General features: G+C 41.5%; 22 protein-coding genes. 10 read left to right on the top strand and 12 right to left on the bottom strand.

Annotated features, from left to right (window positions below; translation table 11 throughout):
- Nucleotides 1-12: 12 nt before the first annotated feature.
- The 12 genes from ssb to NIE88_RS18630 form a co-directional block, all read right to left on the bottom strand.
- Complete coding sequence (gene ssb / locus NIE88_RS18685; RefSeq protein WP_253064599.1) at nucleotides 13-489, bottom strand: single-stranded DNA-binding protein; 477 nt, start codon at nucleotides 487-489, stop codon at nucleotides 13-15.
- 11 nt (nucleotides 490-500) lie between these two features.
- Nucleotides 501-1,202, bottom strand: a complete 702-nt coding sequence (locus tag NIE88_RS18680; protein WP_253064597.1) for an MBL fold metallo-hydrolase — start codon at nucleotides 1,200-1,202, stop codon at nucleotides 501-503.
- A complete protein-coding gene (locus tag NIE88_RS18675) occupies nucleotides 1,199-2,146 on the bottom strand; it encodes a recombinase RecT (protein WP_253064595.1) in 948 nt (315 codons plus the stop codon). The genes NIE88_RS18680 and NIE88_RS18675 overlap by 4 nt, the downstream gene beginning before the upstream one ends.
- Nucleotides 2,143-2,337, bottom strand: a complete 195-nt coding sequence (locus NIE88_RS18670) for a hypothetical protein (RefSeq protein WP_253064593.1) — start codon at nucleotides 2,335-2,337, stop codon at nucleotides 2,143-2,145. The genes NIE88_RS18675 and NIE88_RS18670 overlap by 4 nt, the downstream gene beginning before the upstream one ends.
- Nucleotides 2,337-4,325: an AAA family ATPase gene (locus tag NIE88_RS18665; protein ID WP_253064591.1), complete on the bottom strand. Its 1,989-nt coding sequence runs from the start codon at nucleotides 4,323-4,325 to the stop codon at nucleotides 2,337-2,339. Before NIE88_RS18665 ends, NIE88_RS18670 begins: the two co-directional genes overlap by 1 nt.
- Before the next feature lie 73 nt (nucleotides 4,326-4,398).
- Nucleotides 4,399-4,623, bottom strand: coding sequence for a hypothetical protein (locus NIE88_RS18660; protein WP_253064589.1), 225 nt, complete (start codon nucleotides 4,621-4,623; stop codon nucleotides 4,399-4,401).
- A complete protein-coding gene (locus NIE88_RS18655; RefSeq protein ID WP_253064587.1) occupies nucleotides 4,620-4,913 on the bottom strand; it encodes a hypothetical protein in 294 nt (97 codons plus the stop codon). The genes NIE88_RS18660 and NIE88_RS18655 overlap by 4 nt, the downstream gene beginning before the upstream one ends.
- A gap of 163 nt (nucleotides 4,914-5,076) precedes the next feature.
- A complete protein-coding gene (locus NIE88_RS18650; protein ID WP_253064585.1) occupies nucleotides 5,077-5,346 on the bottom strand; it encodes a hypothetical protein in 270 nt (89 codons plus the stop codon).
- Nucleotides 5,343-5,840 carry a hypothetical protein gene (locus NIE88_RS18645; RefSeq protein ID WP_253064583.1) on the bottom strand — a complete coding sequence of 166 codons (498 nt, stop codon included), beginning with the start codon at nucleotides 5,838-5,840 and terminating at the stop codon, nucleotides 5,343-5,345. Before NIE88_RS18645 ends, NIE88_RS18650 begins: the two co-directional genes overlap by 4 nt.
- Nucleotides 5,841-5,974: 134 nt before the next feature.
- Nucleotides 5,975-6,265, bottom strand: coding sequence for a hypothetical protein (locus NIE88_RS18640; protein ID WP_253064571.1), 291 nt, complete (start codon nucleotides 6,263-6,265; stop codon nucleotides 5,975-5,977).
- Between the two features lie 37 nt (nucleotides 6,266-6,302).
- Nucleotides 6,303-7,019, bottom strand: coding sequence for an ORF6C domain-containing protein (locus tag NIE88_RS18635; protein ID WP_253064569.1), 717 nt, complete (start codon nucleotides 7,017-7,019; stop codon nucleotides 6,303-6,305).
- Nucleotides 7,019-7,252, bottom strand: coding sequence for a helix-turn-helix domain-containing protein (locus NIE88_RS18630; protein ID WP_253064558.1), 234 nt, complete (start codon nucleotides 7,250-7,252; stop codon nucleotides 7,019-7,021). Before NIE88_RS18630 ends, NIE88_RS18635 begins: the two co-directional genes overlap by 1 nt.
- Nucleotides 7,253-7,400: 148 nt before the next feature.
- On the opposite strand from NIE88_RS18630, the gene NIE88_RS18625 reads away from it, so the two are divergent.
- The 10 genes from NIE88_RS18625 (at nucleotide 7,401) to NIE88_RS18580 (ending at nucleotide 14,558) form a co-directional block, all read left to right on the top strand.
- Entirely contained in the window at nucleotides 7,401-7,742 is a 342-nt protein-coding gene (locus tag NIE88_RS18625) for a helix-turn-helix domain-containing protein (protein WP_253064556.1), read from the top strand.
- A gap of 112 nt (nucleotides 7,743-7,854) precedes the next feature.
- Nucleotides 7,855-8,739, top strand: coding sequence for a hypothetical protein (locus NIE88_RS18620; protein ID WP_253064544.1), 885 nt, complete (start codon nucleotides 7,855-7,857; stop codon nucleotides 8,737-8,739).
- Between the two features lie 15 nt (nucleotides 8,740-8,754).
- On the top strand, nucleotides 8,755-9,249 hold the full coding sequence (locus NIE88_RS18615; protein WP_253064542.1) for an SHOCT domain-containing protein: 495 nt from the start codon (nucleotides 8,755-8,757) through the stop codon (nucleotides 9,247-9,249).
- Between the two features lie 12 nt (nucleotides 9,250-9,261).
- Nucleotides 9,262-10,431 (top strand): DUF4236 domain-containing protein, encoded by a 1,170-nt coding sequence (locus tag NIE88_RS18610; RefSeq protein ID WP_253064540.1) that lies wholly within the window; start codon nucleotides 9,262-9,264, stop codon nucleotides 10,429-10,431.
- A gap of 118 nt (nucleotides 10,432-10,549) precedes the next feature.
- The gene (locus NIE88_RS18605) at nucleotides 10,550-10,948 is read left to right on the top strand and encodes a hypothetical protein (protein ID WP_253064530.1); all 399 of its coding nucleotides are present in this window, start codon (nucleotides 10,550-10,552) and stop codon (nucleotides 10,946-10,948) included.
- Nucleotides 10,949-10,996: 48 nt separating this feature from the next.
- Nucleotides 10,997-11,476 (top strand): DUF6978 family protein, encoded by a 480-nt coding sequence (locus tag NIE88_RS18600; RefSeq protein WP_253064529.1) that lies wholly within the window; start codon nucleotides 10,997-10,999, stop codon nucleotides 11,474-11,476.
- 33 nt (nucleotides 11,477-11,509) lie between these two features.
- Nucleotides 11,510-12,307, top strand: coding sequence for a DUF1828 domain-containing protein (locus NIE88_RS18595; RefSeq protein ID WP_253064527.1), 798 nt, complete (start codon nucleotides 11,510-11,512; stop codon nucleotides 12,305-12,307).
- Between the two features lie 107 nt (nucleotides 12,308-12,414).
- On the top strand, nucleotides 12,415-13,023 hold the full coding sequence (locus tag NIE88_RS18590; RefSeq protein ID WP_253064525.1) for an ImmA/IrrE family metallo-endopeptidase: 609 nt from the start codon (nucleotides 12,415-12,417) through the stop codon (nucleotides 13,021-13,023).
- Nucleotides 13,001-13,354, top strand: coding sequence for a hypothetical protein (locus tag NIE88_RS18585; RefSeq protein ID WP_253064523.1), 354 nt, complete (start codon nucleotides 13,001-13,003; stop codon nucleotides 13,352-13,354). Before NIE88_RS18590 ends, NIE88_RS18585 begins: the two co-directional genes overlap by 23 nt.
- 73 nt (nucleotides 13,355-13,427) lie before the next feature.
- A complete protein-coding gene (locus NIE88_RS18580) occupies nucleotides 13,428-14,558 on the top strand; it encodes a site-specific integrase (RefSeq protein WP_253064521.1) in 1,131 nt (376 codons plus the stop codon).
- Nucleotides 14,559-14,723 lie beyond the last annotated feature (165 nt).

Here is a 14,723-nt window from a genome sequence, read left to right as displayed (position 1 = left end):
GTTCGCCTCCTTTTAGAACGGCAGATCATCATCTGAAATATCAATAGGCTTGCTGTCACCTGCGAACGGATCATCAAACTCCGGAACACTCTGAGATTGGCTTGTGCCGGTACTTCTATTGCCACTGCTGTGATTGTCCCCGCTTGTTGATTGACCACTAGAATGCGTGCCTTTCGGCTCCAAGAACTGAACTGAATCGGCGATCACTTCCGTCACATAAACCCGTCGACCTTCGTTATTTTCATAATTTCTTGTTTGGATTCGTCCATCAATACCTGCCAGACTTCCTTTTTGCAGGAAGTTCGCCGCATTCTCTGCTTGTTTCCGCCACACGACAATGGGAATGAAGTCTGCTTCCTGCTCGCCATTGGCACCCTTGAAATTTCGATTGACAGCTAACGTGAAGCTGCAGGTTGCATTTCCATTGGGCGTGTACTTTAATTCCGGATCCTTGGTCAGTCTGCCAACCAAAACCACACGATTGATCATGCAATCACTCCTTATGCGATATAAACAGGCTTACCGGTTAACTCCATAATTTCTCGCTTAAACTGCTCTGCATTGCTGTTGTTATCACTCAAGTGTAGTAACCAGATCTCTTGCACCATCGATAAGTCATTTGCCGATAAAAACTCGTTCACGTGTTCCAAAGAAAAATGTGATCGGAGCAGGCGCCGCTTCATGACTGCTGGCACTCTGCCGGCTTTGATATTCTCATTCAAAATCTCTAGACTGTAATTGGCTTCAACCATCACATGCGTCAAATTCTTAAACTTGTATTTGATGTAGTAGGTATCCGTTGCGAATAATAGTTTCTCGCCGCTTTGATTCATCAGCAGATAGCCTAATGGCTCGCTGACATCGTGCTCCACGTCGAAAGGCATGATCGTCCATGTTCTGAGCTTGAATTGCTCACGCGCCCGAATGGGCTTTACATGATGCCCGGCAATGCCGAGTTTGGTAAACGTGCCTTGGCTTGCATAAAGATCAACCGCTCCTTTCATAACGTCTTTTACTGATTTGCTGTGGTCGCCGTGCTCATGTGTGATTAAGCATCCGGCAACGTCTGACATGTGAAAATCAAAACCCTTTTGAATCTCCCGGTAAGGAATGCCACATTCCAGAAGCAACGGTGTTTGTCCATCCGTGATGCGGTAGGCATTGCCCTTGCTCCCGGAGGCTAAAGCCTTTATGTCAATCAATATCCGGGTCCTCCGGAGGTTGCTGCCTCAAAATCATCAACAGGATCATCGGATACACTTTCTGGCGCTGTGGACAGTGGAGCTTGTTTGTGTTCTTTCTGATCGTTGTTGTGCTTTTCTTCCTGCTTTGGTGCCTCTGTTTGTGGCGTCATATCCACATCGATCACTTCGCCATTGGCATGTTCTTGAATCTCCGCATCCACCTCGGCTTCCTCAATGCGTTTGTCGGAGTCCTTGAAGTGTGTCAAGACTAAGCTGCTGTCATCCGACGCGTTCATAAATCGTTTGCACGCGCGGTTGATGACTGTTTTCTTCGCCATTTCCTGCCGATATTGCTCATGCGTGCTGCCTTCTTTTTCTTGGGTTTGTCCTTTTCCCCACATTTGCGACTTGCTCCAAGCTTTGCGGATTTCGTCGATCGTCATTAGTTCCGTGAAGGCTTCGCCACCCGGAAGTACGATCACGCAATAAGCGCCGATGATCTTGTCTTTGTTGATGTTTCCAAATTGCTGTTTGTGTTTGAGGTTCACAATCTTGCCGTTCTCCATTTCATACGTGACCTCATCACCTTCATAAATCACATTGGCATTGATCTCTTTAGCCTCTGTCACCCGCTTTGTGACGGCCATCGTTCCGAAGTAGGATCGTTGAAAGGTCAGGTTTTTTCCATAGGCGATAAAATAACCTTGCTTCTTCGCCGGGTTCAACCCTTGGACTACCATGTCCAGAAGACTGTTAGCGATGCTGTCTTTCGTACAGGACTGCAATACTGGTGCGTGATTTCTATCCTGCGTCGTCTGCAGAATCAGCCAAGCGCTTTTCATCGCGTTCTCCGGAGAATAATGTGGGGGAAACATTAATTCCCCGCGCTCTTGAAATTCACGGACCTTATTGGCGACAATATCGACCGTGTCTTTTTTGACGATTGCTAGTTCGTTACTCATTGGTCAGCCTCCTCATATTCTTTGACGATCACATGTCGTTCGTCGGCATTGGACTGAATATTCACTCGCCCGGACATGTTCGGTGCATGGCCAGACCGGTTGAAATATAGTATTGCTTGGTCAGCACTCTCGGCATCGACAAGAGCTGTCCGAGTAATTTCCCTTATCTCACGTACTGTATAAAGTCCCATCAGATGACCTCCTGTAGTGATTCTGTATCTTTCTCAATCCGTAACTGCTTGTCCTCTGCGCTAACGATCAGGCTGATCACCTGAGCGTCAATGTCGACTAGTTTCGTAACCGCTTCGCGGTTGTCGATAAAGATCGGTGCAGACAGCTCGTAGAATTCACTCAGCGTTTGGATTATATCTAAGCCAACATTGATCTTTGCCGCATTGTTAAGCGCGTTATATGGCACACCGTTGTACGTCGTCTCGCACACTTCCTGCAGTCCGCCGTTGATCTGTTCGCTGAACAACTTGAACCGTGCCATCTTAAACTTGCTGTTAATACGTTCCTCTAGTAGATCTACTTTCGTCCGGACAAAGACATCTGTGAGATTAAGCTCATATTCGGTTTGCTCAAACGCCTTAGCAAGTTCCTTTTCTTGTGCTTCTAGTTCTGCAATTCGCTTGTCGATCCGGCGCACCTGGTCGAACTTGAGCAACGCCGTTTCTGTGGTTGCCAGTTCCTGCTTCAATGCTCGTTTCTTTTCGTTTTCCGCCATCACCGCATCATCCGTCGATGACTGCAATTCTTTAATTTCGAGTTCAATTGCTTTGATCTGCTTCTGTGTGGCTTGGAAATTCGGATCATCAAAGATAGATTTCATGCCCGCATTAAGATCGTCGATTTCTTTCTTGATTGCATCGAGATCCGGTTGTGCGGCCTTGGCTCGTTCTTCTGCGGCCTGCGCCTCAGCCTTCAACTTTTCTGCTTCAGCATTCAGTTCATCAAGATGTGCTCTAATCGACAGTCCTTGGCGTTTATTTTCTTCAAGATCTTGTGACTTACGGAGATTGAAATGCTTTTCAGCATGTTCTTTCGCAGCATCGATCTGATCTTCCGGCCGCAATTGTCCACATTCTGGGCATACCGTATCATCGGTAAATTCAAATTCTCGGCCGGATATGAGCTGCCATTCATGCCGCATGTCTTCCAACTGATTCCCGTACTTCTGCACGCGAGCAGTATTCGATGCGATTTCTTCCTGCAGTTCCTTCGAACGTCTTAAATCCTTATCAATTCGCGCTTTCAGGCTGTAATATTCGGTGTTCTTGGCATCAATCTGTTTATGCACGTCCGCTTGGAAGTTGTTGTGCATATCCAACTGAATGCCTTCGATCTTGCGAATTTCATTCCGTTTCTCGTCGATTTCTCCGCCCGAACGAATCACTCTAATCTTGTCGTCAATCAGATTTATCCGTTCCTGCAACTCTGTTGTTTTAATTTTCAACTCGTCTTCTGTTTGCCCGTCTAAATCAGGTTTTAAGCCCTCTGCTTCCTTAATCTTCACCGGGATTCGATCAAGCTCTTTGTTGATCGTTGCGCGTTTGCTGGCAATGATCTTCCGCAAATCTTCAATGCTGTGCTCGCCGAGAATGCTTGGAAGCTCGGACAGTTCCTTCTTGCTGGCAATGACTTCCGCATCCGTCAAATCGCCACAGACATTCAGCAGTGCTTTCCGGCGCTGCTTCCAGTTCAGAACTTCATTAAAATACGTTGGTGAAGTCAGGAGCTTGAAAAGTTGTTCATTTTCGTTGACCAGTTCAGACACTGCATCGTCGTACTCTTTTTTCTTTACTGGCACACCATCGATATAATAGTCCGTTGTGTGACCGCTGAACTCGCTTGTTGCACTGCCGCGTTTTTTCGTCCACTTTTCTTTGAAAACTTTCTGTAGTTCAATCGGTCGACCGTCAACCACGAACGATCCGGAAACACCGTGATCCAAGTGGTGCTGTTCCTTGCCTTCTACATCCACCGTCTTCAGTTGGAAATCCTTCTTGTCTTGACTGTCCTTATCGAACAGCAGCCACGTGAATGCATCGAAGATCGTTGTCTTTCCAGTTGCGTTGTCGCCGTACACGTCCACATTCGCGCCATTGGCATCTAAAACAAAGTGCTTAATGCCTTTAAAGTTGCTGAGTTCCAAACGTTTTAGCTCAATTCGTTTCATTTTCGCACCTCCATTTGATTTTTTCGCTCACCCCCTGCTAAAATAGGGGGGATGAAACATTTACAAGTGGTTTTCAATTAAGAGCGCCCTGGCCGGCGTTCTTTTCGTTTGCCAAGCAAATTTCATACAATTTTCTAAGCCGTTTGATTTCACTGTGGTTAGCCTGAGCCATTCCCGCATAAAAGCCTTTTTCTGCATCTGTTTTACTTGCAAGTGATAAGCTTAGAGTTGTTTTTAAATCTTGTTCAGCAAGCGCCTGTTGAAAAATGACAAGCTCAGCAAAATGGCTTTGATTCACTTTCCCACCCCCTCCATTTCAAATTGAGTACGTAGATTGACGAGCTTACTTATTTCAACTGCGGCAATCCCATCGATTAATTCCAAAGCTTCCTTTTTTGCATCTTCCAACTCTTCACTTTCAAGTTCACGCTTTTCAACGTTCAGTCCGTAGCAAGAAACGAACCAGCCTTCGAGACCGATCACTCGATGCAAAACAACACGGAAACCATTTGCTTTCAGGACAAAAAGGTCTGATTCACCAGTTCTTTTCTTCTTATTTCCGTCTGTATCGTCTTGCCAAAAAATCATTTGCTCACCCCCTCCTGCCCACCTGTGCTATAATGTGGGCATATCCTATTGATTTGAGATCCTCATTGCCGTGAGGATTTTCTTTTTGTCAGCCAATCGTCTACAAAGGCGTAAATAATTAGCGAAAATGTAAATCCTGCGATTGTCCACCACTGTCCTGCTGTCAGAGCCATGATTTCATCTGCTCCTTCCGTTTAAGCCATTGCTCCGTGGTCAGAAACGTCTCTGCCGCTTCCTTACGTTTTGCCATGGAAATAATGGTTGCCATGCTGTGTTCTGCGTCGCCAAGCCACTCATAAGCGTCCTCAGGTCGTCCAATTTCAATCAGGTATTTCATGCGTGTGGCGAGCGTGTCCAAACATTCAAGTTCACGTTTCGCTACACCATAGTCCACGGTCAGGAGACGGGTTTTTAATTCGTCGGTTAGGTTCATCGCTGTTCCTCCTCTACATGCTCTTTGTAGCCCTCCAAAAACTCGTTATGGTCAATTCCTGCCGAATCCTCATACACTGCGAAAGCGGCCATGCCGTACATAATCACGTCATAAATTTCATACAGGGGTTCCATGACTTCTTGTTTACTGTTGCGTTTGTAAGCCTTGAAATTTTTCAATGCTTCGATAGCCTCCTGCATATTGGTAAATAAAAGTTCTTTAAGACCGGGCTTCGACATGTCCAATTTCCGAATAAGAGAGAAGGCGTTTAATATGCGATTGCCAGATTGTTTTTGAACGATGGCGTAGCACATGCCCCAATCTCTTTGTGATAGTGCAGGCTCAAGGTAATCCGGTATTCGTGCCTGATTATGCTTGGCCTTACTGATAATTGAGTGGTCAAAATGTTCTTCTTTTGCCAGTTTCCGCATAGATATTCCGGTGCGATGACCATACTCCACAATGGCATCCGCTACTGTTTCAACAGTGGACATTTTTAATCAGCTACCTTTCAACAAACGTGTCTTTTTTGTTTCGATAGGTTCATGGTTTAATAGAATAGTAGTCAGGTAAGGCTACACGGTTATCGGTTATCCCTTTTTGCCGGATTTGGTAGATCCGGCTTTTTTTAAGCAACTTGCGTATGCTCACGAATCCATTGCAGAATGCCCTCGCTCGAGAAGACGACGCGTCCCGAACGTTTCTCTTTATTGCTCCAAATTGCCGGGTAGAACTCTGGGTCATGAGCGATTTCATACATTCTGGTAATGCCAACACTCATCATTTGTGCGGCGACCTTCGTGGGCACGGTTGGAGGATATTGACGATCCACCCGTTCCCTAAGAAACTTAATTTCTTCAACAAGGGGGGCAACGGCTTCATGAACAGCTAATTTAATTGAATCTTCAATGGATGGCATTTGTTTCACCTTCAATCTGGTAGTTTGGTAGATTCATTTAAGCCACCTTCTTTGGAATGAACGCTTCAATGTATCGAACAACATCAGGTAGGTCTTTTCTCAAAACATCTTTATAACTCGGTACAGCGAAACGATCTTTGATTTCTCGATAAATTTCATGGAAAAGTTCTGAACGCCGTTTTTTGTCATATTTCTCAAAATCGCCAACACGACGAGCGACTACTTTTTGAACTTTTCGCTGTTCACCATGATCGAGAGTAATCTGTGTTTCAACTTTTTGATCTACTTGGGTAATAAGTTTTCTAATTTCGTGTTGTTCTGTCTTGATTGCCTGATTATCTTCCACGAGATCGGCAGTCGTGCGAAGTACAGTGACAAGTGCCTGATCTTTGGACAGAGGAACAACTTTTGATTTTCCGGTTCTTAGCTGTTCCAGCAGGTCGTAGATAAAGTCGTAGAATTCATCTGCTTTCGGCTGTTGGCTCCAGCGACAAATTTCATAAATACCTTTTGACGAGTAAATGACCGTTTCTCTTGTTTTTCCGTCAACCGTTACCGTAGCAGTAACCCTTGAAACCCGATCAAGGCGATCTTTGTGAGAAGCATGGAGCTTGGCGATTGCAACCTTTGGATCTGAATATTCAAGTGCCTCGCCGATTTGCTGACGTGTCATGAAAAAGTCTTTGTCGTTTTTGAAAACGTCACAGGTCATAGTTCCAAACTTTTCTGATTTGACTAATTGAATGGATGACATTAGATCACTTCCTTTTCTTTATTGTTTTGTGTATTTATTGCACTGCTTTGTTCAAAAAAAAGCGTCCAATCAAAATTCAAGTAATTGGCTATCCTTTGTGCAACATCTACGCTTGGTCTAAGACCATTTTCAATTTTTGTATAATAGGAGCGGTCTATTCTTGCTTCGCTTGCTACATCCTGTTGAGACAATTGAAGTTTATCGCGCTTGGTCTTAAGAAAATCGTCTTTCAACATGTTCACCTCCTTGTGCAATTTCTACACTTTTTATTATATAGTGCATTAATTGCACAGTCAATACTTATTGTTAACTTTTTGCACATTTATTTTAATGTGCATATTATTCACTTATAATGAACTTATATTGAACGGAGGGACAAAATTGGACTATGGAAAAAGGCTTAAGAGCCTTAGAGATTCAAGAAACCTCTCTCAACAAGAACTTGCAGACAGACTTCAGCTTAATCGTTCAACTTATGCACGATATGAATTGAATCAGACCCAACCTGACCTAGACACTTTGAAAAAAATTGCTGATTTTTATGATGTTTCGGTTGATTACATAATGGAACGAACTGATGTGCGTAATCCCGAAAAGCAACCTGAAGGTCGTTTCTTTTTCAACCTAGATGATGCTACCGAGGAAGACTTAGAAGATCTTGAGGACATGTTTGAAATACTCAAACGCAGAAAACAAAAAAGAGAAAACAAACACAGCGAATGAAACCCACACCATGAGAAAAAGACACTCAAAGAGTGCCGAATTAGGTGTGGGATTTTTATTATTATTGAGGTAGTACATATTTAATAGATAGATATTCATAGGGGGAATTTTAGTGGGAGCCTTTATTGGTTTATTGGGAACTGCGCTCATTGTCATAAGTTTCATCTATTTGCTTATTATCTCAATAAAAAATCTTCACAATAGAAACAAAATAAACGGAGCAAATAAAAAAAGGCTCTTATCCGCAACTGGTATCTTGGTATTAGGCATAATTTTTTTCTCAATCGGTATGGCAACAACTCCTACTGGCTCTGCGGATAATGATGCGGGAAGTAACAGCGAATCATCCAACCATTCGATAGATGCAGAATCAAACGATTCGTCATCAAATGACATAAGCAGCGACAGCTCAGTGTCATTAAGTTCTTCCGACAGTTCATCTGATTCATCATCTGCTGATAGTTCTGCTAGTAAACAGGTAGCGAACGTTCAAAAACCCCAAAATGGCATTGATTTGTCAGAAACTAAAACCACTAAGCCAGTGGCAACTCATAAAAAGCAAACGCAGGATAAAAAAGTTTGTCCCATCGCAGGATTAGGAGATAGTAAAAAGACTTTTGGTAGAGATTACGGAAAAGGCAAAGGCGATTCTGAGATGATGCGTTACAAAAATGATTATATACTTCCAATGTTCTCGGGTAATGCCGCCTTTAATATATTATTGCAATTTGAATCTACTGATAGACCTACTCGATCAAAAAACGAAGCGATCCAAGCTTATCAGGAAATGATTCCATTGGACTCTACTAAAATAAAAGAAAGTTCTGATTCAGAAAATAATCGCGATATAATTGAATACCACAGTGATAAATTGGCAAAAGCAGTCGATAAAGAATTATTCAGTGGTTCAAAGCAAGGAACTTTTATAGCAATTTTACACGAGAATGACCAAGGAAAATATTTCTCTGTGGTACTCGGAACGGGAAACAATCCATGAAAGAAGTGCTTGTCTATGTTTAGAAAAAAGGAACAATCAATTGATGCAAATCTGTATAATAAAATTTTTAAATTCCCGAAGATTCATAAAACCACCGTCGCCATTGATGACAACTTTGTTCATATTTTTCGCAAGGGAGCGAACGCTGCTCTCACAATAGGATTAAGCGGTGAAAAGTCAATTCCAATCTCAAGTATAATGAGTGTACAAATTAAGAAACCTGGTATCGCGACAAGCGGATATATTCAATTTGGCGTCCTCGGTGGTCTTGAGAATCAAGGAATTTTGAAAGCCGTCCGGGACGAAAACTCTGTGATTTTTGTAAAAAAGGAATTAGATCAGGCGTTGGAACTTAAACAGTATGTTGAACAGCTTATTACAAATAAATCAGTATCAGCTCCAAAGCCGGACACCGCAGAACAAATTAAAAAGTTTGCAGAACTACACGACCAAGGAATTCTAACCGATGAAGAATTTGAAGCAAAGAAGCAGCAGTTATTAGGTATTTAAGGAGAAAAAACTATGGGTTTTCGTTTTCGCAAGAGTATCAAAATCGCACCAGGTATCAAATTCAATATCAATAAAAAGAGTGTTGGTATGACGTTCGGAACCAAAGGCGCTCATTACACAATTAATTCCAAGGGAACACGGACAAAAAGTGTCGGGATTCTTGGCACCGGCTTATCCTATGTCGACGTAAAGAACCCAAGCAAGAAAGAATCAAAATCATTAGATGCAGCCTCCCCTACTACTCGAAAAGAGGCAAAAGACGAAAACAAGAAAGGCTGCGGTATAGGCTGTTTGAGTCTGTTAGCAATCATTCTCATAGTCATTGCTCTTGCTAATCTTTTCACTGGACATTTTAATAACTTTTTCGGCGTATTGCTTTTTTCTTCCGTTATTTTAACTATTGCATCAGCGTTCAAACCAACCCTTGCTTTTTGGACGAAGAAGAAAACGCGTGGGCGTGCAGTGATTGGCTATGTTATTTTGAGCATCATTTTTATGCTTGCTGTTGGAGCTACTGCGGGTGAGCAATCGGCATCTGATAAGCAAAAAGTATCCGGAGAATCCACAATTTCAAAACCTGTTGATTCTTCCGAGTCGAGTGTTGCCGACAGTTCTTCAGTTTCTGATTCATCTTCGAGCGAAACTAATTCAGATGAATCAGATTCATCAATTAGCGAGTCAAAGGAGTCAAGTTCATCCTCTGCTAATGCCGATTCATCATCGGAAAAAGAAGATTCCAAGTCGGCTGCTCATATGAATGTGGCACCTTCGAAACCGTCAAAGGAACAAACAAAGAAAACCGAAACAAAGCCTAAAAAATCAGCATCTAAAGCACCTTCTGCATCAAAGAAAACTTCAAAAACAGAAACTAAATCAGCTACAACAAAACCGGCTGAGTCAAAACCCGCACCATCCGTTTCTGTTGTTTCACACGGTTTAAATGTTTCTCCTGGTCAAAATGCGTCCGTAACAGTAAAAGGCGAACCTGGGGCACACGGAAGTATTCAAGTCGTATATAATTCCGGCCCAAGCACTGCTGCTGGACTTGGTCCAAAAACAGCAGATGGCAATGGAAATATTACTTGGGTATGGAAAGTCGGTACAAGGACAGCTCCCGGCGATTATCCGGTTACCATTACAATCGGAGGAAAAACAATTAGCCAAACTCTACATGTTCAATAAAACAAATACGGAGAGAAGACAGAAAACCACACCTTGATTCATACATCCCTCCTCTCCCCCGTTTTGATATTTTGCCGCAAGGCATGATATAGATAAAATTTTTTTGGGGGAAATAAACATGAAAAAGATTCTCAGATTATTTACAGCAGCGCTCTTATCGCTCGGTATTTTGACTGGCGTTGCATTACCGCAAGACATTGTTCCTGCAACATCGCAGAACGTCGCTTACGCAAAGACAGCACCGTTGAAAGTCACAAGTTCCAAGTTAAATGTTTATCGCGGCCAATATGCCTATTTTACGATTAAGGGGAAAAAGAAAACTAAAGGATACGCAACGGTCTATTACAAATCCGGAAAGAGCAAATCAAAAACACTGGGTACCAAGAAGACGAACAGCAAAGGCTATGCAACTTGGCGTTGGAAGGTTGGCACACGGACCACGCCGGGAACATGGAAGGTTTATGTAAAGATCGGCAATCAGACAAAGACGTTGAAACTAAAGGTTCATAAAAGATGATGAAGGGCCCCGGTTGGGGCGTACATAATCAAAACGGGTGATGATAATGTGGAACGTCCATCATTAAGTGAAAAACAAGTAAACCACCTATTAAATCTGTTAAAATTAGTCGCAAAAAAACATATTATTATTAACCTTGGCCCTGGGGAGAGGAATCATTTTGATTTAATAGATGCAGGGAACAACTATAAATTTAGAATTAATTATTTTGTCGCGCGTTCGAAGTTACCCAAAATGTCTATTCATATTCAAGAATTGACGAATAATATCGGCTTGTTTAGGATAAACATAGATCCAATAGGATTTCATAAAAATTCAGACGGCGTTGTTTATGGAAATAGAATGATGCAATATTCATTAAGTGAATGGGATTTAAAAAATGACAGTTGTACCTATTTTAGGGCACTGCCATTGCCTTCAAAGTACTTTCCAATGATTGATTCTCTAATTGATGTATTTCAATCTTTTTTGGAATATACGAATGTTCGCAAAGATGGTAGTATTAATTTTGGTTCAACGCTCTTTTAAAAATCAGTACAAAGAAAAAAGGAGGAGATCAAGTTGCCCAAAATAAAAAACGATGAAATATTGAATCGTTATTTAACGTGGCTAAAAAAGAACATTGTTCTTTCGGAAGGAATGGACGATGCAATTGAGATCTCCTCTCCTTTTGTTGATTTTATGAATGACAATATAAAAATCTATGTCAAACATATGAAGAATGATAAATACATCCTCTCCGATGATGGTTACACTCTTTGGAATCTTAAATCATTAGGTATGATTTTTAAAAAAAATTCTACGAAAGACCATTTTCTTAAATATATAATTAAGTCCAAAAGTTTAAATCTTAGTGATAATGATGAGATTGAGATTATTTCCGACAAGGAAAACATTGGTCAGTCAATTCACTTTTTGATCCAAGGAATAATATCCATTTCTGATTTACTCTTGACACATGAAAAATCAGTTAGATCAATGTTCCTTGAAGAAGTTGAAAAATATTTTGATAAAAACAAAGATAAATTTGACCCGACAAGAGATTTTCTCTTGCGAGGCCGTTCACAATTGGTCCATCAATTTAATTATTTGATGACTACCCGAAGAAGAGAAAAAAAGATTGTCAACATTATCAATCATTTAGATCGGACCCGATTAGAAGTTACCTTGTTGAGTTGGGGAGATACACACGAAGAAAGGATTCGTCTTTATCACGATGATCTAAAAATGGCCGTTATTATTAACGATTCAAAGAAAATTAGCGCTGAGTATATTAGTTCATTACAAAATTACGGTATCACTCCTATTCCTTTTTCAGATAAGGAACTTTTATACAATGAACTTACTTATGTCGAATAATTAAATATTGATATTGAGTTCACGCTTATGCCCTTTACGGGCTTTTCTTTTTGTTTTATAATACGAACAAATGTTCTTTTTTGATTTTAATTGACGAGGTGAGCTCTATGGATTTTCCCTATACACCAACACCATTTGAACGGTGGGTGTCTGATACCCTGATAAATGCAGGTATCCTTAGTCCTTCTGATATCTGTGCAGAGAAGATTTGCAGTGCTTTCGGTATCGAATATACTGCACATTTTGGCATCGCTGGTTCAAAAACAACGGACGACGGTTCTTATATTGTTACGGATAAACGCCTGCATCGTCCCGAACAACACGAACAGTTCATGCATGAACTTGGCCACGTGCTCCGTCATTATGGCGATCAAACCAATATGCCTGACATGTTCCGCAAGTACCAAGAATGCGACGCTGAAGTGTTTGCCATGTACGCGGCCATCCCTCTCCATATGATCGATTTCAGCCGCCCCTATTCATATCAGAGCTTGGCTAATGAATTCAATGTAACGCCAAGATTAGCCTTAAAACGCATAGAAAATATTACGCAAAAAATTATCTGGGAACAGAATCAGCAACAAATGATTTGTGAGCCGAAAGCTGTACCTTACGATATCTCTCAAAAGTCTGCTGAAACGCAACGAATTATGAATCAACTGAAGTCACAATTACAACAAAAAGGTGAATCCTATGAATTCAAAAGTTTATTATGACAGCGACTATGAAGGGAATTTCTATCCGTTGTGGTACACAATTGAAGGTTTGATTGATTGGGAGCAATCAAACTTTTATTTTCCTGTCTCTGCTCCATTTGAGCGCATTGACAGCATTTCCTTTGATGATGGGATCATCGGCTGCTCAGTGCTCGCTCAGGAACTGCTTGTTCGTCCGGACAAACCGAATCAATTAGGCATTAACCTTGATGCTGTCAAAACACGAGCCAGCGAGCGCATTGAACCAGAACAAATTGAGCGATTAATTATCCAGTTATCTGATATGGAAGAATTACTTCATATGGGAAAAGAAATGTTCGAATGGCGTTAAGCATTCGATATGGTTTTCCACTTTCCCTGTTTTGATGATTAGACTACCGTATGACAATGAGGGGGAAACAGACATGCGCGGATATATTCAAAAACGCGGAAATAAATATTCTTTTATCCTTGATCTTGGTCGAGATGAAGAAACTGGTCAACGGAAACGGAAACGTTTCTCGGGTTATTATCGAAAGAAAGATGCTGAAAAGGCAATGGCAGAAGCGATCAATCAGATTGACAAGAAGGATTTTATTGAGCCATCTAATCAAACATTCAAACAATACGCCAACGATTGGATTGAAAGCAAGAAACATAATGTACGTGAGACAACCTATCTGACTTATAAATTTATTTTGGACAAACATATTATTCCGGCGATTGGAACTGCGAAATTGGATAAGATAAAGCCTTATGATCTCGACAGGTTTTATCGCGATATGAAAGAAGATTATGCAGACTGGACTGTGTTTAAGGCTCATACGATCATTAAGATGGTCTTTGATAAAGCGAAGCGGTATAAAGAGATTCGTGAGAACCCCGCTGAACTCGTGGACACTCCAAAAGTGCGAAAACGAATTATGGATTATTGGGATGAAGATGAAGCTAAGAATTTTTTTAACAACAATGAAATCATGAAAAATAGAGAGTATATTGCCTTCCTACTTGCATTTTCGCTTGGAATGCGGTGTGGCGAAGTTCTAGCGCTTAAATTTAGTGATGTGAATTTTAAACGCAAAGAGTTGACTATAAGGAGAATATTACAGAAAAATGGCATGAAGTTAGTTGATATTGTCAAAACGAATTCAAGCAATCGGAAGATTGCCGTTGATGACTACACCTTGAGCATGATCAAGCGTCAGAAAGCTATTGTAGCGGCAGACAACTTAAAAAGTAAGAAAGTATATGAGGACAACGGATTGATCGTGTGTACCACGTTAGGAACGCCTATAAACCCGTCAAATCTTCGTCGAACATGGCAGAAGCTTGTTGAGATATCCGGAAATCGATATATCCGGATTCATGATCTCCGACACACTCATGCTACGCTTCTACTTCAGCAACCAGGAGCCGATATAAAAATGGTCAGTGAACGGTTGGGGCATAAGGACATCAAAATCACGTTGGAAACTTATTATCATGTGCTTCCGGGGAAGCAAGAAAAAGCCGTCGATAACTTTGGCAATTTCTTCTTCCCTGCGCAAGAAAAATAAGCACAAACATTCGATTTAGCGAAGTAAAGGGCACCAATTAGGCACCAATTAGCTTCTGAATAGCAAAAACAGCGAGGCATCGAATAGTCGATAGACCCCGCTGTTATCACGTTTTTCAGTTAAGCTTCCAACTGGACTTGAACCAGCGACCCCTTCCTTACCATG

The sequence above is a fragment of the Sporolactobacillus shoreicorticis genome, from assembly GCF_024125445.1.
GTDB classification, from domain to species: Bacteria; Bacillota; Bacilli; order Bacillales; family Sporolactobacillaceae; genus Sporolactobacillus; species Sporolactobacillus shoreicorticis.
This window is presented reverse-complemented; position numbering and strand designations above follow the sequence as displayed.